21 protein-coding genes and 1 other RNA gene are annotated in these 25,633 nt (G+C 59.3%); 13 read left to right on the forward strand and 9 right to left on the reverse strand.

What is annotated here, in order from left to right; all coding sequences use genetic code 11:
* Nucleotides 1-10: 10 nt before the first annotated feature.
* From ssrA to QWI18_RS12295, 5 genes are all read right to left on the reverse strand, one after another.
* Nucleotides 11-402: a transfer-messenger RNA gene (ssrA, locus tag QWI18_RS12275) on the reverse strand.
* Nucleotides 403-515: 113 nt separating this feature from the next.
* A complete protein-coding gene (locus QWI18_RS12280; RefSeq protein ID WP_065987624.1) occupies nucleotides 516-806 on the reverse strand; it encodes a hypothetical protein in 291 nt (96 codons plus the stop codon).
* A 208-nt stretch (nucleotides 807-1,014) separates the two neighbouring features.
* On the reverse strand, nucleotides 1,015-3,831 hold the full coding sequence (locus QWI18_RS12285; RefSeq protein WP_369318938.1) for an FAD-binding and (Fe-S)-binding domain-containing protein: 2,817 nt from the start codon (nucleotides 3,829-3,831) through the stop codon (nucleotides 1,015-1,017).
* A gap of 74 nt (nucleotides 3,832-3,905) precedes the next feature.
* Nucleotides 3,906-5,051 (reverse strand): FMN-dependent L-lactate dehydrogenase LldD, encoded by a 1,146-nt coding sequence (gene lldD / locus QWI18_RS12290; RefSeq protein ID WP_369318939.1) that lies wholly within the window; start codon nucleotides 5,049-5,051, stop codon nucleotides 3,906-3,908.
* A 67-nt stretch (nucleotides 5,052-5,118) separates the two neighbouring features.
* Nucleotides 5,119-6,825, reverse strand: coding sequence for a lactate permease LctP family transporter (locus QWI18_RS12295; protein WP_369318940.1), 1,707 nt, complete (start codon nucleotides 6,823-6,825; stop codon nucleotides 5,119-5,121).
* Nucleotides 6,826-7,253: 428 nt separating this feature from the next.
* Between QWI18_RS12295 and QWI18_RS12300 the strand changes: the two genes are divergently transcribed.
* Nucleotides 7,254-8,021 carry a GntR family transcriptional regulator gene (locus QWI18_RS12300; RefSeq protein ID WP_192132982.1) on the forward strand — a complete coding sequence of 256 codons (768 nt, stop codon included), beginning with the start codon at nucleotides 7,254-7,256 and terminating at the stop codon, nucleotides 8,019-8,021.
* A gap of 122 nt (nucleotides 8,022-8,143) precedes the next feature.
* Here QWI18_RS12300 and smpB read toward each other — a convergent pair whose 3' ends face one another.
* Complete coding sequence (smpB, locus tag QWI18_RS12305) at nucleotides 8,144-8,626, reverse strand: SsrA-binding protein SmpB (protein WP_065987620.1); 483 nt, start codon at nucleotides 8,624-8,626, stop codon at nucleotides 8,144-8,146.
* A gap of 127 nt (nucleotides 8,627-8,753) precedes the next feature.
* On the opposite strand from smpB, the gene QWI18_RS12310 reads away from it, so the two are divergent.
* The 3 genes from QWI18_RS12310 to QWI18_RS12320 are packed head-to-tail and all read left to right on the forward strand — an operon-like array spanning nucleotide 8,754 to nucleotide 10,912.
* Nucleotides 8,754-10,157 carry a sodium-dependent transporter gene (locus tag QWI18_RS12310; protein WP_065987700.1) on the forward strand — a complete coding sequence of 468 codons (1,404 nt, stop codon included), beginning with the start codon at nucleotides 8,754-8,756 and terminating at the stop codon, nucleotides 10,155-10,157.
* A 7-nt stretch (nucleotides 10,158-10,164) separates the two neighbouring features.
* Nucleotides 10,165-10,599: a type II toxin-antitoxin system RatA family toxin gene (locus QWI18_RS12315; RefSeq protein ID WP_065987619.1), complete on the forward strand. Its 435-nt coding sequence runs from the start codon at nucleotides 10,165-10,167 to the stop codon at nucleotides 10,597-10,599.
* Entirely contained in the window at nucleotides 10,592-10,912 is a 321-nt protein-coding gene (locus QWI18_RS12320) for an RnfH family protein (protein ID WP_192132978.1), read from the forward strand. Before QWI18_RS12315 ends, QWI18_RS12320 begins: the two co-directional genes overlap by 8 nt.
* Before the next feature lie 87 nt (nucleotides 10,913-10,999).
* On the opposite strand, the gene QWI18_RS12325 is transcribed toward QWI18_RS12320, so the two are convergent.
* Nucleotides 11,000-11,524 (reverse strand): outer membrane protein assembly factor BamE, encoded by a 525-nt coding sequence (locus QWI18_RS12325; protein WP_192132976.1) that lies wholly within the window; start codon nucleotides 11,522-11,524, stop codon nucleotides 11,000-11,002.
* A 98-nt stretch (nucleotides 11,525-11,622) separates the two neighbouring features.
* Between QWI18_RS12325 and fur the strand changes: the two genes are divergently transcribed.
* The gene (fur, locus tag QWI18_RS12330; protein WP_065987616.1) at nucleotides 11,623-12,030 is read left to right on the forward strand and encodes a ferric iron uptake transcriptional regulator; all 408 of its coding nucleotides are present in this window, start codon (nucleotides 11,623-11,625) and stop codon (nucleotides 12,028-12,030) included.
* Between the two features lie 111 nt (nucleotides 12,031-12,141).
* On the opposite strand, the gene recN is transcribed toward fur, so the two are convergent.
* Entirely contained in the window at nucleotides 12,142-13,815 is a 1,674-nt protein-coding gene (gene recN / locus QWI18_RS12335) for a DNA repair protein RecN (protein ID WP_369318941.1), read from the reverse strand.
* A gap of 277 nt (nucleotides 13,816-14,092) precedes the next feature.
* Here recN and grpE point away from each other — a divergent pair, with 277 nt between their 5' ends.
* The 7 genes from grpE to greA all read left to right on the forward strand — a co-directional run bounded on the left by grpE (nucleotide 14,093) and on the right by greA (nucleotide 24,206).
* Nucleotides 14,093-14,659, forward strand: a complete 567-nt coding sequence (grpE, locus tag QWI18_RS12340) for a nucleotide exchange factor GrpE (RefSeq protein WP_065987614.1) — start codon at nucleotides 14,093-14,095, stop codon at nucleotides 14,657-14,659.
* A gap of 102 nt (nucleotides 14,660-14,761) precedes the next feature.
* The gene (gene dnaK / locus QWI18_RS12345; RefSeq protein WP_065987613.1) at nucleotides 14,762-16,681 is read left to right on the forward strand and encodes a molecular chaperone DnaK; all 1,920 of its coding nucleotides are present in this window, start codon (nucleotides 14,762-14,764) and stop codon (nucleotides 16,679-16,681) included.
* A 322-nt stretch (nucleotides 16,682-17,003) separates the two neighbouring features.
* Nucleotides 17,004-18,134 carry a molecular chaperone DnaJ gene (dnaJ, locus tag QWI18_RS12350; RefSeq protein ID WP_065987612.1) on the forward strand — a complete coding sequence of 377 codons (1,131 nt, stop codon included), beginning with the start codon at nucleotides 17,004-17,006 and terminating at the stop codon, nucleotides 18,132-18,134.
* A gap of 10 nt (nucleotides 18,135-18,144) precedes the next feature.
* Complete coding sequence (dapB, locus tag QWI18_RS12355) at nucleotides 18,145-18,951, forward strand: 4-hydroxy-tetrahydrodipicolinate reductase (RefSeq protein ID WP_369318942.1); 807 nt, start codon at nucleotides 18,145-18,147, stop codon at nucleotides 18,949-18,951.
* A 301-nt stretch (nucleotides 18,952-19,252) separates the two neighbouring features.
* Nucleotides 19,253-20,389: a glutamine-hydrolyzing carbamoyl-phosphate synthase small subunit gene (gene carA, locus QWI18_RS12360; protein ID WP_065987610.1), complete on the forward strand. Its 1,137-nt coding sequence runs from the start codon at nucleotides 19,253-19,255 to the stop codon at nucleotides 20,387-20,389.
* 122 nt (nucleotides 20,390-20,511) lie between these two features.
* The gene (carB, locus tag QWI18_RS12365; RefSeq protein WP_369318943.1) at nucleotides 20,512-23,733 is read left to right on the forward strand and encodes a carbamoyl-phosphate synthase large subunit; all 3,222 of its coding nucleotides are present in this window, start codon (nucleotides 20,512-20,514) and stop codon (nucleotides 23,731-23,733) included.
* Nucleotides 23,730-24,206, forward strand: coding sequence for a transcription elongation factor GreA (gene greA / locus QWI18_RS12370; protein WP_037015137.1), 477 nt, complete (start codon nucleotides 23,730-23,732; stop codon nucleotides 24,204-24,206). Before carB ends, greA begins: the two co-directional genes overlap by 4 nt.
* Before the next feature lie 171 nt (nucleotides 24,207-24,377).
* Here the strand turns inward: greA and QWI18_RS12375 are convergent, their stop codons facing one another.
* Nucleotides 24,378-24,686, reverse strand: a complete 309-nt coding sequence (locus QWI18_RS12375) for a YhbY family RNA-binding protein (protein ID WP_369318944.1) — start codon at nucleotides 24,684-24,686, stop codon at nucleotides 24,378-24,380.
* Nucleotides 24,687-24,793: 107 nt separating this feature from the next.
* On the opposite strand from QWI18_RS12375, the gene rlmE reads away from it, so the two are divergent.
* Complete coding sequence (gene rlmE, locus QWI18_RS12380; protein ID WP_192132956.1) at nucleotides 24,794-25,444, forward strand: 23S rRNA (uridine(2552)-2'-O)-methyltransferase RlmE; 651 nt, start codon at nucleotides 24,794-24,796, stop codon at nucleotides 25,442-25,444.
* Nucleotides 25,445-25,633: the final 189 nt, after the last annotated feature.

Here is a 25,633-nt window from a genome sequence, read left to right on the forward strand (position 1 = left end):
ATTGCGTGTTTGGTGGAGCCGGGGGGATTTGAACCCCCGTCCGCCAGTACTCCGCTTTCGGGCCTACATGCTTAGCCATGTCTATTAAGTTAACCCTCAGCGACCCGACGGGCAGGGTGCTTTGGGCGAGCTGTGTAAGTTTTAGCCGATTCGTCCACAGCGTACTGCACGGCGATCCTGTTCTATATGACAATCACTTTGGGTTTACAGGCATCCCCTGGTGATTGCTGGAGCCGAAGCTACCAGAAGGAAGGCTAGCACCGCTTACGCGGCGAGAGCTTGTTCCCCGTAGGTTTCGTCATTGGCAACTATAGAAAGTTGCAACAGTGGATTTACGACTTCTGTTACCAAGTCGGCATGCCCCTAGAGTTTCATCACCGGCGTCGAATCCTAATCGGCCCCAATTCTGCTGCTCTAGCAGTCAGGCGGCGGAGTCTACCCGAATCAATGAGATACGTCGACCGTCCGCCTGACATTCCGCTCGCGACGGCCTTGGAGCCGTCGCGATTCGGCAATTACTTCGCGGCACCGCCGTCGCTGCCGTCACCGCCGGTTTTCAGCTCAGTGATTTTCTTGGTGGTGATCGAGATGCACTCTTTGTCATCGCCACGTTTTTGCGCGGCGGTGGCATCAGCAACGGTTTTTTCGATGTCAGTCTTGCTGTCGCCGGTCAGATTGGTGGTAGTCGACGCTTCAGCATTCTTCAGTGTCGCGATATTCGCGCCGCACAGGTCATCAGCAGCGAAAACCGGGGAGCCCAACAGTGCAGCGGTAAGAAACAGTCCAGTCAGTGCGGTGCGCTTCATGTGTATCTCCTTGAGCCTGTTGACTCGGTGTCGCCGCTCAATTTGCCGGTGCCCGAGATAGAGGGAAAAGCGCCGAATGGTTTGTGGCGCCTAAAGAGATGGACTGCCGCCTGTCGCAGGGGTTCTATTTTTTTTCACGATGCTGTGAAAAAGCCACGTTGCCGGATGTTTCGGGATTATGGGGCGATCTACGCCCCGTTTATGTGCATTAAGCGGTTCTTGGTTGAGTCACTCGATCCACGAGATAGACCAAGCCGTGGTAGTCGATACCGCCGTGTTGCGTGAGCCCGATCTCGCACGTCCGGCTGGTCGAAATGCCTTCATCACAGTACTGAACCGCGTCTTTCAGCGAGCGCAGCGCATGGGCGTTCAGCTCCGGTGTGGTGAAGCCTTTGTCGCCCGCGAACCCGCAGCAATGAATGCCTTCGGGCACGACCACACTCACGCTGCACATCCTCGCAAGGTCGATCAGCGCCTGGCTCTCACCCAGGTGTTGCGTGCTGCAGGTGACGTGAACGGCGATGGGCGCCTGCTGCGGGGTGAACACCAGCTTATCCAGCAGATGGGTGCGGATGAAACGTACCGGGTCATACAGGTCGAGCCGTGTTTCCTTGAGGTCCTGAACCAGGCGCAACGTGCAAGGGCTGGTGTCGCAATAGATCGGATCAAGCCCGCCACGACTGGCCTTGGTCAGCGCGGCGAGAAGCTGCTGGAGTTTGTCTTCAGCCTGCCCGGCGTAGCCCTTGGAGGCGAAAGGCTGGCCGCAGCACAGACTGTCCTGGTTTTCCGGAAACACCACTTGATAGCCGGCTTTCTCCAGCAGCCCTCGGGTCTTGTCCATCAGCGACATCTGTTCGCGATCCCCCGCCGCAGGCCCCATGACGCGGGACACGCAGGCGGCCAGATAGACTACGCGGGGGCGCGTATCTTCAAACGGGGGCGTGAAGCGAATAGCGTGCTCGGGTTGCGGCATCGCCGGCGTCCACTGAGGTACGCGGCCCGACGACGCCTTGCTCAGCGCGCTGGAAATCTTCGCCAGCCTCGGCGCGCCAAGCAGCATGCGTGCGCCATTGGCCGCATGCAGCGTAAATCGCGCGCCCTTCAACGCTGTCGCAAAATGCTGACTGATCCAGCTGGCGGCCTTGTCATGATGCGCTTGGTCCCCACGAAGCTTTTTCACCAGTTCGCCGGTATTGATGCCGACCGGGCAACGTTGCGCGCACAAACCGGTGGCGGCGCAGGTGTCGATGCCCTGGTACTGGTAGTCGCGCTCCAGCTGAGTGGTGTCGGTGCCCGCACGTTTTTTCGCCTGAATGTCACGCCACATGACGATCCGCTGCCGTGGACTCAGGGTCAGCCCTTTCGACGGACACACCGGTTCGCAAAAGCCGCACTCGATGCATTTGTCGACGATCGCATCGGCAGCGGGCATGGGTTTCAGGTGCTTGAGGTGCACCTGCGGATCCTCACTGAGCACGACGTCCGGATTAAGAATGCCGTCGGGGTCAAGCAACCGTTTGAGTTGCCACATCAGCGCATAAGCCTCGCCGCCCCACTCAAGCTCCACGAACGGCGCCATGTTGCGGCCGGTGCCGTGTTCAGCCTTCAGCGAGCCGTTGAACTCCACGGCCACCAGTTGCGTGACGTCGTCCATGAACGCGGAATAACGCGCGATTTCCTGCGGGTCGTTGAACCCTTGGGTGAAGACGAAGTGCAGGTTGCCCTCCAACGCATGGCCGAACAGGATCGCTTCGTCGTAGCGGTGCTTTTCGAACAGTTCGATCAGTCGCCGAACGCCGACGGCCAGTTGCTCGACGGGGAAGGTGACGTCTTCGATGATAACGGTCGTACCGGTCTCACGCACCGCGCCGACGGCAGGGAAGGTGTCTTTGCGAATGGCCCAGAGCCGCGCGTTTTCGATCGCGTCTTCGGTGAAATCAACCTGCTTCTCGACCGGGAAATGCGCGATGGACGCCATGATCTGGGCCAGTTGTTCGTGCAGCAACGGCCGGGTCGCGGCGCGGGCTTCGATCAACAGCGCGCAGGCACCCTCCGACAGCTCACGAACGAATGCCGGCATGCCTGGCTTGTTCTGCACCGAACGCAGGCTGCGTCGATCAAGCAGTTCGACGGCAGCGACTGGCTGGGTTTTCAGAACCGTTACGGCGTTGCAGCAGGTTTCGATGTCGGGAAAGACAATCAGCGCCGTTGCCTTGTTCGGGTGATCGGGCACCGTGTCGTAGGTCACCGCGCTGATGAAACCCAGCGTGCCCTCCGAACCCACCAGCAGGTGACTGAGGATGTCGAGGGGTTCGTCGAAATCCACCAAGGCGTTTAGCGACAGGCCGCACGTGTTCTTCAAGCGGTACTTGTGGCGGATCTTCGCAGCGAGTTCGGTATTCGCGCGCGTCTCACGGCCCAGTTGCGCGAGGCGGTCGAGCAGCTCGGCATGGCTGACTTTAAATGCAGCGACGCTGGCGGCATCTTCCGTGTCCAAGCGTGTGCCGTCGGCGAGCACCAGCCGAATGCCGGCGAGGGTGTGGTAGGTGTTCTGGGCCGTGCCGCAGCACATGCCGCTGGAATTGTTGGCAACGATGCCGCCGATTTTTGCTGCGTGCATGGACGCCGGGTCTGGACCGATCTTGCGCCCGAACGGCGCCAGCCAGACATTGGCCTGTGCACCGATGACGCCCGGTTGCAAACGGATCTGCGCACCTTGCTCGCGTATTTCACGGCCGTTCCAGTTGTCGCCGAGCACGATCAATACTGAGTCGCTGATGGCCTGCCCCGACAGGCTGGTGCCCGCCGCGCGGAAGGTCACGTAGACTTTATCCGCCTGCGCCTGCGCCAGCTTCAGCAGCGCCACGACTTCGTCTTCTGATTCGACGCGGATGACCAGTTTGGGGATCAGCCGATAAAAACTGGCGTCGGTGCCAAAGGCCAGGGTCGAGAGCGGGTCGTCGAAGCGTCTTCCGGCAGGAATGAGGCTGTTCACTCCGTCCAGAAACGCGGCGGGCAAGGCCATGCGGTTTTCCTCGTGGGTGCATCTCGGTGGCGGCTGCGGCCTCTGTCGGGCCGCATGCGGGGGATCAGCGCGGGTCAGGCGCCCAGTTCGCGAACCAGTGAATCGCGAGTGATCTCGCTGATCGACTTGGCACCGGTCAGGACCATCGCCACGCGCATTTCCTTCTCGAACAGATCCAGCAGGTTTTTCACCCCGGCCTCACCGTGAGTGGCCAAGGCGTAGATGAACGCGCGGCCGATCAGCACGGTGTCGGCCCCGAGGGCGATCATGCGCACCACGTCCAGGCCGCTGCGAATGCCGGAGTCGGCGAGAATCTTCAGATCGCCTTTCACCGCGTCGGCAATGGCCGGCAGCGCACGGGCACTGGACAACACGCCATCGAGCTGGCGACCGCCATGGTTGGACACGACGATGCCGTCGGCGCCGAATTTCACGGCATCCCGGGCGTCTTCCGGGTCGAGGATGCCCTTGATGATCATCGGGCCGTCCCAGGAATCGCGAATCCATTCCAGGTCTTTCCATGAAATCGACGGATCGAAGTTGTTGCCCAGCCAGGCGATGTAGTCGGTGAGACCGGTAGGGTTGCCGCGATAGGCCGACACGTTGCCCAAGTCGTGGGGGCGGCCGTTGATGCCGACATCCCACGCCCATTGCGGGTGAGTCATGGCTTGCAAGACGCGGCGCATCGGCCCGCTTTTGCCGCTCATGCCGGAATGCGCGTCACGGTAACGCGCGCCCGGGACGGGCATGTCGACGGTGAACACGAGGGTCTTCACGCCGGCGGACTTGGCTCGCTCCAGCGCATTCCGCATGAAGCCGCGGTCTTTCAGCACGTAGAGCTGAAACCACATGGGTCGCTTGATCGCCGGAGCGACTTCTTCAATCGGGCACAACGAAACCGTCGACAGCGTGAACGGAATGCCCTTGGCGTCTGCAGCGCGCGCGGCCTGCACTTCGCCACGGCGGGCATACATGCCGCAGAGACCGACTGGTGCCAGTGCCATCGGCATGCTCAGGGTTTCACCGAACAGCGTCGTCTCCAGACTCAGCTCGGACATGTTCTTCAGGATGCGCTGGCGCAGCGCAATGCTGGCCAGGTCGGAGACGTTGTGGCGCAGGGTGTGCTCGGCGTAGGCGCCGCCGTCGGCGTAGTGAAACAGGAAGGGCGGCAGTTTGCGCTGAGCGGCGGCGCGGTAGTCGGTGGAGGCAGAAATGATCATGGGATCTCGCAGATGAGTGAGCGGGGGCCACAGCCGGGCGCTAAAAACGCACCCGGCGCTCGTCTGATTAATGAACCAGCATGCCGGTGAACCAGTACGCCTGGGCGTAGGTGATGCAGCCAACGATGGTGGCAAAGAAAATGCTGTGCTTGAGGGTGAAGCGGAACAGGTCGGATTCTTTACCCACCAGGCCAGTCGCCGCGCAGGCCACTGCGATCGACTGCGGGGAAATCATCTTGCCGGTCACGCCGCCGCTGGAGTTGGCCGCCACCATCAGCACGTCACTGACGCCCAGTTGATGTGCGGTAGTCGCCTGCAACGAGCCGAACAGCGCGTTCGACGAGGTGTCGGAACCCGTCAGGAATACGCCCAGCCAGCCGAGGAACGGCGAGAAGAACGGGAAGGCGCTGCCTGTCCCGGCGAGGACCAGCGCCAGGGTGGAGGACATGCCGGAGTAGTTCATGACGAAGGCGAAGGCCAGCACCATGCCGATGGACACGATGGCCCAGCGCAGTTCGATGAGCGTTTCTTTGAACGTGGTCAGCCCGGTTTTGGCGCTGATACGCAGCACGATCATCGCCAGAATCGCCGAGATCAGAATCGCGCTGCCCGAGGCGGCCAGCAGGTCAAACTTGTACACCGCTGGCATGGCGGTCGGGTTGGCGACAATCGGCGCCATCTTCATGACCAGTTGATCCAGGTGCGGGACGGGGAAGTTCATGGTCAGCCCTTGCAGCGGACCGCCTGCCGCGAACAGCGCCTTGAACGGCTTCAGCGTCCAGATCGTCACGACGACTGTGAGGATCAGGAAGGGCGACCATGCTTTGACGATGGTGCCCGCCGAGTACGGCGATTTCTTGGTGGTGCGCGGCTGACCAAAGCCGCCTGCATTTCCTGCGCCGCCGCCCATGACTGCGGCACCGCCTGGCGCACCGGCGATCTGCGCATCGGCTGCGCGAGCGGGCTGCCAGACTTTCAGGAAGAACGTCAGGGCCACGAGGCTGACCAGCGCTGAGGTAATGTCAGGCAGTTCCGGGCCGATGAAGTTGGAGGTCAGAAATTGAACGATGGCGAAGCTGCCGCCCGCGACCAGCGCCGCCGGCCAGGTCTCCTTGACGCCTTTCACGCCGTCCATCATGAACATCAGCCAGAACGGCACGAACACCGACAACAGCGGCAATTGACGACCGGCCATTGCACCGATCTTGAACGGGTCGAGGCCCGACACCTGACCGGCCACGATGATCGGAATACCCAATGCGCCAAACGCCACGGGTGCAGTGTTGGCGATCAGGCAGAGGCCGGCGGCGTACAGCGGGTTCAAACCCAGGCCAACGAGCAACGCAGCGGTGATCGCCACCGGTGCGCCGAAGCCTGCGGCCCCTTCCAGAAACGCGCCGAAGCAGAAACCGATCAGCAAGACCTGCAGGCGCTGGTCGTCAGTGATCGACATGACCGAACTGCGAATGATTTCGAACTGGCCGCTTTTGACCGTCAGTTTGTAGAGAAACACGGCGGCGACGATGATCCACGCGATCGGCCACAAGCCATAGAGGAACCCGTAACCGGCGGAAGCAACGGCCATGTCGGCAGGCATCTGGAACGCGAAGATCGCGATCAGTATGGCGAGAACAAGCGTGATGGCGCCTGCGACGTGGCCCTTGAGCCGGAATATCGCCAGCGCGACAAAGAAGAAAACGATCGGAATGACAGCCGCCAGCGCCGAAAAGCCCAAGCCGCCAAGAGGTGTGTAGAGCTGTTGCCAGGTTTGCATGTATGAGGCCCCTAATTGTTTTTGGTTAGGCCCGGTGTCCATGTCTTACGTGCGCGGCTCCTGCAGGTGACAACTGCTTGTCTGTCTTCCTGCCGGCGCTGACGAACGAGTCGCACAGCTCACCAGCTCAAGCGTTCCGCCGTCGGGAAGTGCCTGCAGCGTGGGACAGCGGCAAGCCGTCCATCGCCGGCATTGTAAATTGGTAATACCAATTTACAATGTCTTGGCGCTAGGTTAGAAGCCTTGCCGATGGTGTGTCAATTTATGACGCTTAAACTTTCGTAGCAGCTCGCCCGGATTTCGCCCGCTCTTCGCCTGAGAGGGCGATTTCTCCTACATCTGCCGGGTGAATGTCTGGTTACGATGGGCGAGAATATGCGCCCCGCGGCCATGTCAGGCGGGGCAGTCGGGATGTGGAGTGAAGGGTTATGGGGTTTGATCAGGTGCGTCAGCGCCGCTTGTCCGACGATATTGTCGAGCAGCTGGAAAGGATGATTCTGGAGGGCACGTTGCGCTCCGGCGGTCGCCTGCCGGCTGAGCGAGCGCTGGCCGAGCAATTTGGTGTGTCACGTCCCTCGTTGCGCGAAGCCATTCAAAAGCTGACGGCCAAAGGGCTGTTGGTCAGCCGTCAGGGGGGCGGCAACTACGTCGTCGACAGCATTGGATCGACGTTCAGCGATCCGCTGCTTCATCTGCTGGAAAGCAGTCCGGAAGCCCAGCGCGACCTGCTCGAATTTCGCCACACCCTTGAAGCCTCCTGCGCCTACTACGCGGCGATACGTGCGACAGATGTTGATCGGATGCAGCTGCGCGAAGCCTTTGATGCTTTGCAGGACTGCTACAGCCGTGCGGAGGAAGTGAGCCGCGCGGAGGAGGGCGCGGCGGACGCCAATTTTCACCTCGCCATCGCCGAAGCCAGCCACAACGCCGTGTTGCTACACACCATTCGCGGTCTGTTCGATCTGCTGCGGCGCAGTGTCGTCACCAACATTGGCGGCATGTACAAACAGCGCGCAGAAACCCGGGACATGCTGATTGATCAGCATCGTGAGTTGTACCTGGCGATTATCGAAGGGCGGGCGGACGACGCTCGAGAAGTGTCGAGCCGTCACTTGCTGTACGTGCAGGAAGTGCTGGAGGAAGTGCGCCAGCAAGTGCAGCGAACTGCCCGGGCTGAGCGGCGCAGCCGGATTTGAGGAGGTGATGTTGCGCACGATGGGGAACGTGCCGCTGATAACCAGCCGGCGCTGCTGAACGTGCATTTTTACCGGGCCTCAGCCGAGACCCGGTCTTGCCGAAACAGGCGGGAGAGACTGAGTCAGTCTTCCTTGCCCTTGTTCCGCACTGCGCGTTGCAGCTCGCGATTGGAATCGCGTTCGCGCTCGGTGTCGCGCTTGTCGTATTCCTTCTTGCCTTTACCCAGAGCAATCTCGCACTTGATCAAGTGCTGCTTCCAGTAAAGGGCAAGGGCCACGCAGGCATAGCCTTTTTGCTGAACAGACGACGTCAGCTTCTCCAGCTCGCGCTTGTTGAGCAACAGTTTACGGGTGCGTGTCGGGTCAGCGATGACGTGGGTACTGGCTGTCGTCAACGGCGAGATATGGCTACCCATCAGCCAGGCCTCACCGTCCTTGAGCAACACGTAACTGTCAACCAGCTGCACCTTGTTGGCACGCAGGCTTTTTACTTCCCAGCCAGCCAGGACCAGACCGGCCTCGAACTTGTGTTCGATGAAGTAATCGTGACGCGCCTTTTTATTTTGCGCGATGGTCCCTGTGGGATGTTTCTTGAGCTTAGCCATAGGCGACGCATTATAGGGATCAACGGGCGTCTCGGCTATGGGCTCGCACGCTGAAGCTGTGTGCTTGAGCACGTGGAGTGAATCCCGGACAATGCGCGATCTTTTTTGCGTGTTGGACGTGTCAACGATGTCGACGGACAAGGTTTCGGTTCACGGGAGTTGGGCCAGTCGCTGGGTGTTCATCCTGGCTGCCACCGGCTCTGCCGTGGGGTTGGGCAGCATCTGGAAATTCCCCTACATGGTCGGCGTCTACGGCGGCGGTGCGTTTGTGCTGGTGTTCCTCGCGTGCATCGCCCTGATCGGTATTCCGGTGATGATCGCCGAGACGCTCATCGGCCGTCGTGCGCGGCAGAGTCCGGCCAACGCGCTGCGTTCGCTGGCGCTCGCCGCCGGGCATTCGTCGAAGTGGTCATGGGGCGCGTTTGCCGGCATGGTCACCGCGTTGCTCATCCTCTCTTTCTATAGCGTCGTGGGGGGCTGGTCGCTCGAGTACATCATCGATGTCGGCAAGGGCGATTTCAAAGGCGTCACGCCTGACGGTGTCGGTGCCTATTTTGGCGAGATGATCGCTGATCCATGGCGCCTGGTCGGCTGGCACACGCTGTTCATGCTGCTGTCGGCGATCACCATTGCCAAGGGCGTCAACGCCGGCCTTGAGCGCAGCCTGCGCATCCTGATGCCGTTGCTGTTCGTGCTCATCGTGATTCTGTTGGGTTATAGCCTGACCACCGGGCACTTCATGGAAGGCGTGCATTTCATGTTCGACTTCACGCCTGAGAAGGTCCTTGATGGTCTGCTCCCGGCCATGGGGCACGCGTTCTTCTCGCTCAGCGTGGGCGTTGGATCGATCATGATCTACGGCGCCTACATGACCAAGGAGGCTTCGATCAGCGCGACAGTGGTCGGCGTGGCATTGCTCGACACGTTTGTGTCGCTGCTGGCGGGCCTTGCATTGTTTCCGATTGTGTTCGCAGCGGGCCTGAATCCAAGCGAAGGGCCGGGCCTGATGTTCGTTACCTTGCCGTATGCATTTGGTAACGTCGCCTTCGGTACCGTCATGGGCGTGGTGTTCTTTATTCTTGTCGCCGTCGCGGCCTGGAGTTCGGCCATTTCCTTGCTCGAGCCCATGGTCGCGTACCTGGTCGAGCGTACAAAGGTGCGCCGTGGCTGGGTGACTTTCTGGCTATCGTTCATCTGCTGGTTCGTGGGCCTTGGGACGGTTTTCTCTTTCAACATCTGGAAGCAGGCCAAATTCTTCGTGAACGAAGGCGGCGGGTTCCATCTCTATCAGTGGGGATCGTCGTCGGGGCTGGATTTCTTTGGCGTGATCGATTTCTTCACCTCGCGGATCATGCTGCCGTTGGGTGGATTGTGTTTCGTGGTATTCGCAGGTTGGGTGATGGGACGCGGTGCGGTGCGCGACGAGTTGTCGGTACGTAGCCCGGTTCTGTTCGCTTTAACGTTCTCTTTGATGCGCTATGTGGCGCCGATCGGCATCTTGATTGTCTTTGCCGCTCAGCTTTGGAAATGACGCTGACATGACTACGCATATTCAACGTTCCGCCCTTTTGCCGTATCCCGCCCAGGCGCTTTATGACCTGGTCAATGACGTGAGTCGCTACTCCGAGTTTCTGCCCTGGTGTTCCGGCGCCAGTGTGCTGGAGCAGAGTGATACCTCAATGCGTGCGCGTGTCGAGATCGCCAAAGGCGGCTTGAGCCAGCACTTCGTCACACGCAATACGCTGACCCCCGGGCAAACCATCGAGATGAATCTGGAGGAGGGGCCTTTCAGCCAGCTGCACGGCGTCTGGACCTTCAAGGCCCTGAATGAAAAGGCCTGCAAGATCAGTCTGGACCTGTCGTTCGACTACAGCGGCTCGATAGTCCGCGCAACATTGGGGCCGCTGTTCAATCAGGCCGCCAACACTCTGGTTGATGCCTTCTGCCAGCGAGCCAAAGAGCTGCATGGCTGAGCGGCTGATTCGCGTTGAGGTGGTGTATGCCGCCGTTGACCGTCAGACGTTGCTCGCACTGGATGTGCCTGCCGGAACATCAGTACGCGCTGCGGCTATCGCGTCGGGCATGGCCGAGCGTTTTCCTGAGCTGGATCTCGCGCAGTGCCCGATGGGCATCTTCGGCAAGCTCGTTGGCGATCCGGAGCGGCGCGAGCTGGATGACGGTGACAGGGTCGAGATTTATCGCCCGTTGCTCGCTGATCCGAAAGAGGTACGGCGTCTGCGCGCTTTAAAAGCCGCGGCTTCAAGAAAGGCGCAAAAATCGATTTAATTTTCTCATCGGCACGATTGAGAGACGTAAAAAAGCCCGGGATGTCCGGGCTTTTTTGTGCGGCTGATTCTACTGGGAAACGGTGGATCAGCGCGGATTTGTGTCCAGTGGTTCCTGGGAAGGAACGGGCACGGTCTCGACCTTGTCGACATCGTTCTGAATCTGCTCAAGCAACGAACCAGGCTTCGGCGGCTCTTCCTTCGGCGGCTGCGTCCCTTGATTTTCGGGGGTGACAGTCGTGTCGCTGCTATTGCCGAGAATGGCCTCGTCGCGGCTGACGCCCGGCTTGAAGTCACCGGACAGGCTCGCCAGTTGATCATTGCCGTTGAATATCAGGCTGACACGCTCCTGCTGGCGTTCACCACCACCAGGCTGCAGGCTGTACAGATAGTCCCAGCGTTCAGGGTGGAAGGTGTCGGTCAACAAGGGGTTGCCCATGATAAACCTTACTTGCCGACGGGTCATTCCCGGGCGTAACTGGTCTATCATGTCCTGCGTGACGACATTGCCCTGTTGGATGTCGATTTTATAAACCCCGGGGAATGAACAACCGGCGAGTGCGAGCAGTCCCACGAAGGTGAAACTGGTTAGCAAGAGCTTGGTGTTTTGCATCGGTGGGCGACTTCCACTATCTTGGCTGGGACAACGTAAACCCCGATCATACCTGCATTAAGAGAAGCTGCGAAGCAGCGTCTGCGAGAAAGCTGACCATGGTTGAAAATAGCGAACTACGCAAAGCCGGACTTAAAGTGACCCTGCCGCGGGTCAAGATCCTTCAAATGCTCGATTCTGCGCAGCAGCGTCACATGAGCGCGGAGGACGTCTACAAGGCGCTGATGGAGGCCAACGAAGACGTCGGTCTGGCAACGGTTTACCGAGTTCTGACTCAGTTCGAAGCAGCCGGATTGGTGGTTCGCCACAATTTCGACGGCGGCCATGCGGTATTCGAGCTGGCTGACGGAGGTCACCACGACCATATGGTCAACGTGGAATCCGGCGAGGTTATCGAGTTCTTCGACGAAGAAATCGAAAAACTGCAAAAAGCCATTGTGAGCAAACACGGCTTCGAGCTGGTTGATCACAATCTGGTGCTCTACGTACGCAAGCAAAAGGTGTAAGCCTTTTGTGAAGTACGACAAAGGCGACCCGCGGGTCGCCTTTGTTGTGTCTACGTTGCGGGATCGGGATACCGCCACATCAACGCCGTCCGGCTCAGGCCATAATGATCGTCACGATTTGGACGTGACCACCATCTTCTTGGCGTGCGCAAGCGACTCCTTGGTCAAATCGATCCCTCCCAGCATTCGCGCCACTTCTTCCACGCGTTCATTTTTGCTTAGCTTGGACACCGCCGTGCGCGTCGCATCCGCTTCACGAACCTTGTGCACGAACAGGTGTTGATGCCCTTGGGCGGCCACTTGCGGCAAGTGGGTAACCGTCATGACCTGGCCGCGTTCGCCAAGACGTCGCAGCAGCTGGCCAACAATCTCAGCCGTTGGGCCACCGATACCAACGTCGACTTCGTCAAACACCAGCGTCGGAACCCGGGATGTCTGTGCGGTGATCACCTGTATCGCCAGGCTAATTCGCGACAGCTCCCCGCCCGACGCCACTTTCGCCAGCGCCTTGAGCGGCTGACCCGGGTTGGCGCTGACCAGCAGCTCAACCTGCTCCAGCCCGTTAGGTGACAGTTCTTTATCTACGTTCTCACGCAGCTCGATATTGAAGCGGCCGCCCGGCATGCCCAGCCGCTGGATTTCGTGCTCGACCTTGTGGGCCAGCTCCGGTGCAGCGCGGTGACGCAGGTCACTCAGTTCGCGCGCCTTCTCTTGATAGTGCCGCGCGTAGGAACCTACCTCATGCTCCAGTCTCTCGATCGCTTCATCGTTGGCGTTGAGGGTTTCGATCTCGTCGAGCAATTTCTGATGCAGCGCCGCGACTTCAGTCGGCTGCACGCGGTGTTTGCGAGCCAGCGTGTAGATGGTGTCGAGGCGCTCTTCGATTTGCTGCAGGCGGGCGGGGTCCGCTTCGAAGCGATCGAGGAAACGATTGATCTCGCCGACGGCCTCTTCGACCTGAATCTGCGCACTGGAGAGCAGGTTGGTCGCTTCATTCAGTGCATCGGGCGTGTTGTTCACGCTGCTGAGTCTGTTGAGGCTGGCGGTCAGTGCGTTCAGCGCATTGCCCGAATCGCTTTCACTGCACAGCTCGACCACTTGCCGGCAGATGCCCAACAGGCTCTCGGCATTGGTCAGCGTGGTGTGTTCCTGTTCCAGCCGCTCGAGTTCGTTTTCGCCGAGGCTCAGGCTTTCCAGCTCTTCAAGCTGGTAGCTCAGCAACTGATGCTTGGCACGCTGCTCGTCGCCGGAGTTGGAAAGACGTTCAAGCTCCTGCCGCGTTTGCCGCCACCGCTGGGAGGCCAGATGAACCTGGCGGGCGAGATCGGTGGCGCCCGCGTATTCGTCCAGCAGTCGCCGATGGGTATCGGTCTTGAGCAGTGACTGATGCTCGTGCTGGCTGTGAATGTCGATGACCAGTTCACCAAGTGCTTTCAGGTCGCCCTGGGGGCATGGCGTGCCATTGATGTAGGCGCGTGAACGGCCTTCGGCAGTAATGACGCGGCGCAGAATGCAGGGGCCGTCGGTTTCGAGGTCCCGCTCCTTCAGCCAGGCGCTTGCTTCAGGGATATCCGACACGTCGAAGGTCGCGAGAATGTCTGCCTTGTCGGCCCCTGGCCTTACCACGCCACTGTCGGCGCGATCGCCCAGCGTCAGGCCGAGGGCGTCGAGCATGATCGACTTGCCGGCCCCGGTTTCCCCGGTGATCACACTCATGCCGCGATCCAGTTCGAGATCGAGATGTTCAACGATGGCGTAGTTATGTATGGACAGGTGGACCAGCATCAGAGCGGCTCCCAAACAATTTGTCTGGTTATTTATACAGTGTTTTGGTTTGGGCTGACAATGCCCGCCCTTAGCTCGATTTGAAAGGTCATCGCCCATTTTTAGCATCAAACCTGCATTTCGCCACCGTGCGGGGCCGTCGAACTCATGTCGGAACATTTGTAGGGTTATTCAGCCGATCCTGCACCTAAACCCCTTGAACCCGAAAATTACGACCCCATATAGCCGGGCAGAGGCGTGAGTTGAGCTCACGGATGTAATTAGAAGGAGAGAATTTATGGCTGACGAACAGAACCCGGACATGCAGGCCCAGGATCAGGCTGCCGACACGGCGACTTCTCAAGATGATCTGGCAACCCGTGTGCAAGTGCTTGAAGAACAGCTGAAGGCGGCGCAGGACCAGTCTCTGCGTGTGGCTGCGGATCTGCAGAACGTCCGCCGCCGTGCCGAGCAAGACGTTGAGAAGGCGCACAAGTTTGCGCTCGAGAAGTTTGCGAGCGATCTGCTGCCGATCGTCGACAGCCTTGAGCGTGGTCTGGACTTGTCCAACTCGGATGACGAGAGCATCCGGCCGATGCGGGAAGGCATCGAGCTGACGCTGAAAATGTTCTACGACACGCTCAAGCGCTACAACCTTGAAGCCATCGACCCACATGGCCAGCCGTTCAACGCCGAGCACCATCAGGCAATGGCGATGCAGGAAAGCGCTGACGTCGAGCCGAACAGCGTGCTCAAGGTGTTCCAGAAGGGTTATCAGCTCAATGGCCGTCTGCTTCGCCCGGCCATGGTCGTGGTCAGCAAGGCGCCATCGCCTGTTTCGCCGTCGATTGACGAGCAGGCTTGAAATTAGCTGAGTGGCCCCCATTTACAGGCCAAGCGTTTAAGAATTACCGCAATTTGTAAATGCAGTTGCGGCAACCAAATTTAAGTTTCGGGAGAGTCAAAAATGGGCAAGATTATCGGTATCGACCTGGGGACCACCAACTCCTGCGTCTCGGTTCTGGAAAACGGTAAAGCCAAGGTTATCGAGAACGCCGAAGGCGCTCGTACCACCCCGTCGATCATTGCGTATGCCAATGATGGCGAGATCCTCGTAGGCCAATCGGCCAAGCGTCAGGCAGTCACCAACCCGCACAACACCCTGTACGCGGTGAAGCGTCTGATCGGCCGTAAGTTCGACGAAGAAGTCGTGCAGAAAGACATCAAGATGGTCCCTTACAAAATCGCCAAGGCTGATAACGGCGATGCGTGGGTTGAAGTCAACGACAAGAAAATGTCCCCTCCTCAGATTTCGGCTGAAATCCTGAAGAAAATGAAGAAGACCGCCGAAGACTACCTCGGCGAGACCGTGACTGAAGCAGTCATCACCGTCCCTGCTTACTTCAACGACAGCCAGCGTCAGGCCACCAAAGACGCCGGTCGTATTGCAGGTCTGGACGTGAAGCGCATCATCAACGAACCGACCGCAGCCGCGTTGGCTTACGGTATGGACAAAGCGAAGGGTGATCACACCGTCATCGTTTATGACCTGGGTGGCGGTACGTTCGACGTCTCCGTTATTGAAATCGCTGAAGTCGATGGCGAGCACCAGTTCGAAGTGTTGGCCACCAACGGCGACACGTTCCTGGGTGGTGAAGACTTCGACATCCGCCTGATCGATTACCTGGTTGACGAATTCAAGAAAGAATCCGGCATGAACCTGAAAGGTGATCCGCTGGCGATGCAGCGTCTGAAAGAAGCTGCCGAGAAAGCGAAGATCGAACTGTCTTCGAGCAATTCGACCGACGTGAACCTGCCGTACATCACTGCAGATGCCACCGGTCCTAAGCACTTGAACGTGAAGATCTCGCGCGCCAAGCTGGAATCGCTGGTTGAAGACCTGGTTCAGCGCACCATCGAGCCTTGCCGCATTGCGTTGAAAGATTCGGGTATCGACATCGGCGCGATCAACGACGTGATCCTGGTCGGCGGTCAGACCCGTATGCCACTGGTTCAGCAGAAGGTCACCGAGTTCTTCGGTAAAGAAGCGCGTAAAGACGTCAACCCTGACGAAGCCGTCGCTATGGGTGCAGCCATCCAGGGTGCGGTACTGGCCGGCGACGTGAAAGACGTTCTGCTGCTGGACGTCAGCCCGCTGACGCTGGGTATCGAAACCATGGGCGGCGTGATGACCGCGTTGATCGAGAAAAACACCACGATTCCTACCAAGAAATCGCAGGTGTTCTCGACTGCCGACGACAATCAGGGCGCAGTGACCATTCACGTGCTGCAGGGCGAGCGTAAGCAAGCGGCTCAGAACAAGTCCCTGGGCAAGTTCGACCTGGCCGAGATTCCGCCAGCACCACGTGGCGTGCCTCAGATCGAGGTAACCTTCGACATCGACGCCAACGGCATCCTGCACGTCGGCGCGAAAGACAAGGCGACGGGCAAGACTCAGTCGATCGTGATCAAGGCCAACTCGGGTCTGTCGGACGAAGAAATCCAGCAGATGATTCGCGACGCTGAAGCGAACTCGGACGAAGACCGCAAGTTTGAAGAGCTGGCATCTGCCCGTAACCAGGGCGATGCGCTGGTTCACTCGACGCGCAAAATGATCTCCGACGCTGGCGATAAAGTCACCGCCGAAGAGAAGACCGCTATCGAGGCTGCACTGGTTGCACTTGAAGCCGCTGTGAAAGGCGACGACAAGGCTGCCATCGACGCCAAGATCGAAGAGCTGTCGAAAGTCTCCGCGCCGGTCGCTCAGAAAATGTACGCCGAGCAAGGCGAAAAACCTGAAGGCGGTGCTCAGCCCGCTCAGGAAGAAAGCAAGCCGGCCGACGACGTTGTCGACGCCGAGTTCGAAGAAGTAAAAGAAAACAAGTAAGCGCAGGCTCACTTGATCGCCGGTTGACCACCTTCCAGTGGTCGCTGGTAGGATGTCGCCGCGCGGGAGCTTGCTCCCGCGTTGGCGTGTCTGGAACACCCGAATTTTCAAGCGCGCGATTCCGTATCGCGGGCTTTGTGGCAAAGCCGGATGCTCCTGCACTCCGGCTTGTTCAGCCGCTTTTCTCGGTCGATCGAAGGCCGTTGAACCAAGACCAGGATCGTTGAATTGACGTGAGTTGGGTCCGGGCCTGAAAGGGGCTCAACGAGTTCGGCAGACTCAGGAGGGTCATGCCGGACGTCCTCAAGAGTGCGGAAAATTTATGTCAAAGCGTGATTATTACGAAGTATTGGGCGTGGAGCGTGGCTCCAGTGAAGCAGACCTGAAAAAGGCTTATCGCCGTCTCGCCATGAAATATCACCCTGACCGCAACCCGGGTGACAAGGCTTCGGAAGACGCCTTCAAGGAAGCCAACGAAGCCTACGAAGTGCTTTCCGATGCCAGCAAGCGCGCGGCCTATGACCAATACGGTCATGCCGGCGTCGATCAAGGCATGGGTGGCGGCGGATTCGGCGGCGGTGGCGCCAACTTCTCCGACATCTTTGGCGATGTCTTCAGCGACTTCTTCGGCGGGGGTCGCGCTGGCGGTGGTGGTCGTGGTGGTGCCCAACGTGGCAGCGATCTTCGCTATACCCTCGAGCTGAATCTTGAAGAAGCGGTGCGCGGCACGACTGTCAGCATCCGTGTGCCGACGCTGGTCAACTGCAAGCCGTGTGACGGCAGCGGCGCCAAAAAGGGCTCGTCCCCGGTGACATGCCCGACATGCGGCGGCATCGGCCAGGTGCGCATGCAGCAGGGCTTTTTCTCTGTTCAGCAGACCTGCCCGCGTTGCCACGGCAACGGCAAGATCATCTCCGATCCTTGCGACTCCTGCCATGGCGAAGGCCGTGTGGAAGAGTCCAAGACGCTGTCGGTCAAAGTGCCGCCAGGCGTCGATACCGGCGATCGCATTCGTCTGTCGGGCGAAGGTGAAGCGGGGACGCAGGGCGGCCCAACGGGCGACCTGTACGTCGTGATCAACGTGCGTGAACACGCGATCTTCCAGCGCGACGGCAAGCACCTGTACTGCGAAGTGCCAATCAGCTTCACCGACGCTGCACTGGGTGGTGAGCTGGAAGTCCCGACGCTGGATGGTCGCGTCAAACTGAAGATCCCGGAAGGCACGCAAACCGGTAAGCAGTTCCGCCTGCGCGGCAAGGGCGTTGCCCCTGTACGTGGTGGCGGCGCCGGCGACCTGATGTGCCGTGTTGCCGTCGAAACTCCGGTCAACCTCGGGCGTCGTCAGCGTGAATTGCTCGAAGAGTTCCGTGCCTCCCTTGAAGGTGACAGCTCTCACTCGCCTAAAGCCAGTGGCTGGTTCGAAGGTGTGAAGCGTTTCTTCGGCGATCTCTAAGGGGCAGGGCATGCGACGCATTGCAGTGATGGGCGCCGCCGGGCGCATGGGCAAGAACCTGATCGAGGCGGTGCAGGATCGTGCGCCGCTCACCGGGCTGACGGCGGCAATCGTTCGTCCCGGCAGCACGATGATCGGTGCCGACGCCGGCGAACTCGCATCGCTGGGGCGTATCGGTGTTCAGTTGACCGGTAATCTGGAGCAGGTTGCCGACGAGTTCGACGTCCTGATCGACTTCACATTGCCGGACGTCATGCTGAAAAATCTGGCGCTCTGTCGTAAGGCGGGCAAGGCGATGGTCATTGGTACCACCGGCTTGAGCGTCGAACAAAAGCGCCTGCTGGAGGAGGCGAGCCGGGACATTTCTGTCGTCTTCGCGTCCAATTTCAGTGTGGGTGTGAACCTGTCGTTCAAGCTGCTGGATCTGGCGGCGCGAGTGATGGGTGAAGATGCGGACATCGAGATCATCGAAGCTCATCACCGCAACAAGGTCGATGCGCCGTCGGGTACGGCGGTCAGCATGGGCGAGGTCGTTGCCAATGCCTTGGGGCGTGACTTGAGCAAGGTCGCTGTCTACGGTCGTGAGGGCTACACGGGTGTTCGTGACCGCGAGACGATCGGTTTCGCCACGGTCCGTGGCGGTGACGTCGTAGGTGATCACACTGTGCTGTTCGCCGCCGAGGGCGAGCGCCTGGAGATTACGCACAAGGCGTCAAGTCGCATGACATTCGCCAAGGGCGCAGTGCGTGCAGCGCTGTGGCTCGATGGCAAGGCGCCGGGTCTTTACGACATGCAGGACGTGCTCGATCTGCGTTGAGTGGTCCGGTGCTCTGAATCTGACAAGTAACAATGCGGGCAGGAGAGGGGCTTTCCCTGTATCCTGCCCGCAGTTTCAAGCCATTACACACCCGCTACGCGATGTCCCGTCGCACTCCCCAGCCCTCACGGCAATTTTAGCGGTGGATTAAAAAGACCTCTTTCTGTAAGCTACAGCTTTAGTGTGTCCACTAAAAGCGCGCAGATAATTCTATGAAAAAAGCGGGGTGACGTGTCTATACGTCATTCCGCTTTTTTACAACCTGCGATCGCCCTTTCAGGCTTTATTACGGGAGGTCTTCTTGACTAAGCCAGCCATACTCGCCCTTGCTGATGGCAGCATTTTTCGCGGCGAAGCCATTGGTGCCGACGGTCAGACCGTTGGTGAAGTGGTGTTCAACACCGCAATGACCGGCTATCAGGAAATTCTTACCGATCCTTCCTATGCCCAGCAAATCGTCACCCTGACTTACCCGCACATCGGCAACACCGGCACCACGCCGGAAGATGCCGAGTCTGACCGCGTCTGGGCGGCGGGTCTGGTGATTCGCGACCTGCCACTGGTGGCGAGCAACTGGCGTAACAAGATGCCGCTCGCTGAGTATCTGAAAGCCAATAAAACCGTTGCGATTGCAGGCATCGACACTCGCCGCCTGACGCGCATTCTCCGCGAGAAGGGCGCTCAAAATGGCTGCATCATGGCTGGCGACAACATTTCCGAAGAAGCGGCCATCGCGGCAGCACGGGGCTTCCCGGGCCTGAAGGGCATGGACCTCGCCAAGGAAGTCAGCACGAAAGACACCTACGAGTGGCGCTCCACGGTCTGGAATCTGCAGTCCGACAGCAGCCCCGAAGTTGCCGCAGCTGATTTGAAGTACCACGTGGTCGCCTGGGACTACGGCGTCAAGCTGAACATCCTGCGCATGCTGGTTGAGCGTGGTTGCCGTGTGACGGTCGTACCTGCGCAAACCCCTGCCAGTGAAGTGCTTGCCCTCAAGCCGGACGGCATCTTCCTGTCCAACGGCCCTGGCGACCCGGAGCCCTGCGACTACGCCATTCAGGCGATCAAGGATGTGCTGGAGACTGACATTCCAGTCTTTGGTATCTGCCTGGGTCACCAGCTGTTGGCGCTCGCTTCCGGCGCTCGTACCATCAAGATGGATCTGGGCCACCACGGCGCCAACCACCCTGTTCAGGACCTGGACACCGGCGTGGTCATGATCACCAGCCAGAACCACGGTTTTGCGGTGGACGAAGCGACTTTGCCTAGCAACGTTCGCGCGATTCACAAATCGCTGTTCGACGGCAGCCTGCAAGGCATCGAGCGCACCGACAAGGACGCGTTCAGCTTCCAGGGCCACCCTGAAGCGAGCCCGGGCCCGACCGACGTCGCGCCGCTGTTTGATCGTTTCATCACAGCGATGGACAAGCGCCGCTAAGGCTGCCTTGCGACTGTAGCGAGCAGGTGGCCGCGGCGGATCGGACAAGGTTCGATAGCCCGCCCGGCACCTGAGATGTTCAAGACGGCTTGCCGACTGACACAGGATTCGAGTGACAACCCATGCCAAAACGTACAGACATTAAAAGCATCCTGATTCTTGGCGCTGGCCCGATCGTGATCGGCCAGGCCTGCGAATTCGACTACTCCGGCGCCCAGGCCTGCAAGGCCCTGCGCGAAGAGGGTTACCGCGTCATTCTGGTCAACTCGAACCCGGCCACCATCATGACCGACCCGGCCATGGCGGATGCGACCTACATCGAGCCGATCAAATGGGCGACCGTCGCCAAGATCATCGAAAAAGAACGCCCCGACGCGCTGCTGCCAACCATGGGCGGCCAGACCGCACTGAACTGCGCGCTGGACCTGGAGCGCGAAGGCGTTCTGGAGAAGTTCGGCGTTGAGATGATCGGCGCCAATGCCGATACCATCGACAAGGCTGAAGACCGCTCCCGTTTCGACAAGGCCATGAAGTCCATCGGCCTGGCTTGCCCGCGTTCCGGTATCGCCCACAGCATGGAAGAGGCCAATGCGGTCCTCGAAAAGCTGGGTTTCCCGTGCATCATTCGTCCGTCCTTCACCATGGGCGGCACCGGTGGCGGCATCGCGTACAACCGTGAAGAGTTCGAAGAAATCTGCGCCCGCGGTCTCGACCTGTCGCCGACCAAAGAGCTGCTGATCGACGAGTCGCTGATCGGCTGGAAAGAATACGAAATGGAAGTTGTCCGCGACAAAAAGGACAACTGCATCATCGTCTGCTCCATCGAAAACTTCGATCCGATGGGCGTCCACACTGGCGACTCCATCACCGTTGCGCCGGCACAGACGCTCACCGACAAGGAATACCAGATTCTGCGTAACGCCTCGCTGGCGGTTCTGCGCGAGATCGGCGTAGAAACAGGCGGCTCGAACGTTCAGTTCGGTATCTGCCCTGACACCGGCCGCATGGTTGTGATCGAGATGAACCCGCGGGTTTCTCGTTCTTCTGCACTGGCTTCCAAGGCCACCGGTTTTCCGATCGCCCGAGTGGCAGCCAAGCTGGCTGTCGGCTACACGCTGGACGAGTTGCAGAACGAAATCACCGGCGGCAAGACCCCGGCGTCGTTCGAGCCATCGATCGACTACGTCGTGACCAAACTGCCACGCTTTGCGTTCGAGAAGTTCGCCAAAGCTGACGCGCGCCTGACCACTCAAATGAAGTCAGTCGGCGAAGTCATGGCCATCGGCCGGACTTTCCAGGAATCCCTGCAGAAAGCCCTGCGCGGCCTGGAAGTGGGTGTCAGCGGTCTCGATCCGAAGCTGGACCTCAGCAATCCGGAAAGCATGAGCATTCTCAAGCGCGAGCTGACGGTTCCGGGTGCCGAGCGCATCTGGTACGTCGCTGACGCTTTCCGTGCCGGCATGACGGTTGAACAGATTTTCGGCATGAACATGATCGACCCCTGGTTCCTGGTGCAGATCGAAGATCTGATCAAGGACGAAGAGAAGGTCAAGACCCTCGGCCTGTCGGCGATTGACCGCGACATCATGTATCGCCTCAAGCGCAAGGGCTTCTCCGATGCCCGCCTGGCCAAGCTGCTGGGTGTGACCGAGAAGAACCTGCGCACGCATCGTCACAAACTGGACGTGCTGCCGGTCTACAAGCGCGTTGACACCTGCGCAGCCGAGTTCGCCACCGACACCGCGTACATGTACTCCACGTACGAGGAAGAGTGCGAAGCCAACCCGACGAATCGCGACAAGATCATGATTCTGGGTGGCGGTCCGAACCGCATTGGCCAAGGCATCGAGTTCGACTACTGCTGCGTACACGCCGCGCTGGCCCTGCGTGAAGACGGGTACGAGACCATCATGGTCAACTGCAACCCTGAAACCGTATCGACCGACTACGACACCTCTGACCGTCTGTACTTCGAGCCGGTGACCCTGGAAGACGTGCTGGAAATCGTCCGCGTCGAGAAGCCGAAAGGCGTGATCGTCCAGTACGGCGGCCAGACCCCGTTGAAGCTGGCGCGCGCACTGGAAGCTGCAGGCGTGCCAATCATCGGCACCAGCCCGGACGCCATTGACCGTGCAGAAGACCGTGAGCGCTTCCAGCAGATGGTCGAGCGACTGAACCTGCGTCAGCCACCAAACGCCACCGTGCGCAGCGAAGACGAAGCCATTCGGGCGGCGGCGAAGATCGGCTACCCGCTGGTGGTGCGTCCGTCCTACGTACTGGGCGGCCGTGCGATGGAGATCGTCTACGAAGAAGACGAACTCAAGCGCTACCTGCGTGAAGCGGTTCAAGTGTCCAACGACAGCCCGGTGCTGCTTGACCACTTCCTCAACTGCGCCATCGAAATGGACGTTGATGCGGTCTGCGACGGCACCGACGTGGTGATCGGCGCGATCATGCAGCACATCGAACAGGCCGGTGTTCACTCCGGTGACTCGGCATGCTCGCTGCCACCGTATTCGCTGCCGGCGCATATCCAGGACGAAATGCGTGAGCAGGTCAAGAAAATGGCCCTGGAGCTCGGCGTTGTCGGTCTGATGAACGTGCAGCTCGCATTGCAGGGCGAAGACATCTACGTCATCGAAGTGAATCCGCGCGCATCGCGTACGGTGCCGTTCGTGTCGAAGTGCATCGGGGTCTCCCTGGCGATGATTGCCGCTCGCGTCATGGCTGGCAAAACGCTGAAAGAACTCGGCTTCACCAAAGAAATCATTCCGAATTTCTACAGCGTGAAAGAAGCGGTGTTCCCATTCGCCAAGTTCCCGGGCGTCGACCCGATCCTCGGCCCAGAAATGAAGTCGACCGGCGAAGTCATGGGTGTCGGCGACACCTTCGGCGAAGCCTTCGCGAAAGCCCAGATGGGCGCTAGTGAAGTCCTGCCGACTGGCGGCACGGCCTTCATCAGCGTGCGTGACGACGACAAGCCGCTGGTGGCAGGTGTGGCACGCAGCTTGATCGAACTGGGCTTCGACATCGTTGCAACCGCTGGCACCGCACGCCTGATCGAAGAGGCCGGGCTGAAAGTTCGCCGCGTCAACAAGGTGACCGAGGGCCGTCCACACGTGGTCGACATGATCAAGAATGACGAAGTCACGCTGATCATCAACACGACCGAAGGGCGCCAGTCGATCGCTGATTCCTACTCCATTCGCCGCAATGCCCTGCAGCACAAGATCTACTGCACCACGACTATCGCTGCGGGCGAGGCCATCTGTGAAGCGCTGAAGTTCGGCCCTGAAAAAACCGTACGCCGCTTGCAGGATCTACACGCAGGACTGAAAGCATGATCAAGTACCCAATGACCGTTCAGGGCGCTCGCGCCCTGGAAGAGGAACACGCACACCTGACCAAGGTGGTTCGTCCCAAGCTCAGTCAGGACATCGGGACTGCGCGCGAGCTGGGCGATCTCAAGGAAAACGCCGAGTACCATGCCGCCCGCGAACAGCAGGGCATGGTCGAAGCGCGCATCCGCGACATCGAAGGCCGGATCCAGAATCAGGTGATCATCGACGTCACCACCATCCCTCACACTGGGAAAGTGATCTTCGGCACTACCGTCGAAATTGCCAACGTGGAGACAGACGACCGCGTCACCTATCACATCGTGGGTGAGGACGAAGCTGACTTCAAACTGGGCAAGATTTCGGTGGGCTCGCCGCTCGCTCGCGCGTTAATTGGCAAGGAAGAGGGCGATGTCGTCGCTGTGAAGACACCAAGCGGTGTGATCGAGTACGAAATCGTGGAAGTGCGTCACGTTTGATGAGCAACACCCGCATTGCGCGGGTGTAGATTCAGACAGCGGGTTCGAAGGTCATTGCATGGCCTATCGAACCGGCGGTCGCATGTCGGGTCTGACCGGTTCGGCGCTCAACTTTGCAGCTGGGCATCCAATCTAACGGCCAGCGCGTGTTCGCCGCTGACCCGAAGAGGATCAGTTGAAGCGGTGGACGTTGGACAGCTGCTTGTTTACCTTCGGGTTCTTGCGGTAAATCAGCGCCATTTTGCCAATGACCTGCACCAGATCGGCCTTGCCGACTTTGCACAGTTCAGCGATGGCTGCCAGGCGGCCTTCGCGGTCGAGGATGTTGAGTTTGATTTTAATCAACTCGTGATCGCCCAGTGCGCGCTCCAGTTCGGCCAACACACCTTCAGTCAGACCATTGTCCGCCACGATCAACACCGGTTTCAGATGGTGGCCAATGGATTTGTATTGTTTCTTCTGCTCTTGAGTGAGCGGCATAATCTGACCTCTGCGTCTGATCTTGTAAAAAGCGGCGGCCAGTTTACCCGAGCGAGTCCGGGACCGCCCGGTTAATCGCGACTCGTCCTAATTTTTTGAGGTGCTCCGTGGCACGTTCCAAAACCAGCCATAACTGGCTTAAAGAACACTTCGACGACAAGTACGTCAAAATGGCGCAGCGGGATGGCTACCGTTCCCGCGCCAGTTACAAGCTCCTGGAGATTCAGGAGAAGGACAAGATCATTCGTCCTGGCATGACGGTCATCGACCTTGGCGCGGCGCCAGGCGGCTGGTCGCAGGTGACCAGTCGTCTGATTGGTGGTCAAGGTCGGCTGATTGCATCTGACATCCTGGAAATGGACAGCATCCCTGACGTGACTTTCATTCAGGGGGATTTCACCCAGGATGAGGTACTGGCGCAGATCCTCGAGGCTGTCGGTAATACGCAGGTAGACCTTGTGATTTCCGACATGGCCCCCAATATGAGTGGATTGAGCGCTGTTGATATGCCCCGCGCAATGTTCCTCTGTGAGTTGGCGCTTGATTTAGCCGGCCGTGTGCTGCGCCCAGGTGGCGATTTCCTGATCAAAGTCTTCCAGGGTGAAGGGTTTGACGTGTACCACAAGGACATCCGCAAGCTGTTCGACAAGGTACAGATGCGCAAGCCTTTGTCGTCGCGAGACCGTTCCAGGGAGCAGTACTTGTTGGGTCGCGGCTTTCGCGGCGTAGAAGGATCGGCAAGCGATGAGCGCCTTTGATCAAGCGATAGCTTTTTTCAAATGGCTTAATCAAGGGAGCGTAACCAACATCGCGTAGTCAAAGTTTCACAAAGGGTTACAGACGCCGCCTGCCACGCCTGTAGGATCTGTAGTACGTTAGGCCGGTAAATATCATGCGAGGCACGCTCCAGCGTGGAGCTTGCTTCAGAGGGTAGCTAATTGAACGAT

Origin of the sequence: Pseudomonas sp. W2Oct36, from assembly GCF_041060465.1 — a bacterium.
Classification (GTDB): Bacteria; Pseudomonadota; Gammaproteobacteria; order Pseudomonadales; family Pseudomonadaceae; genus Aquipseudomonas; species Aquipseudomonas graminis_B.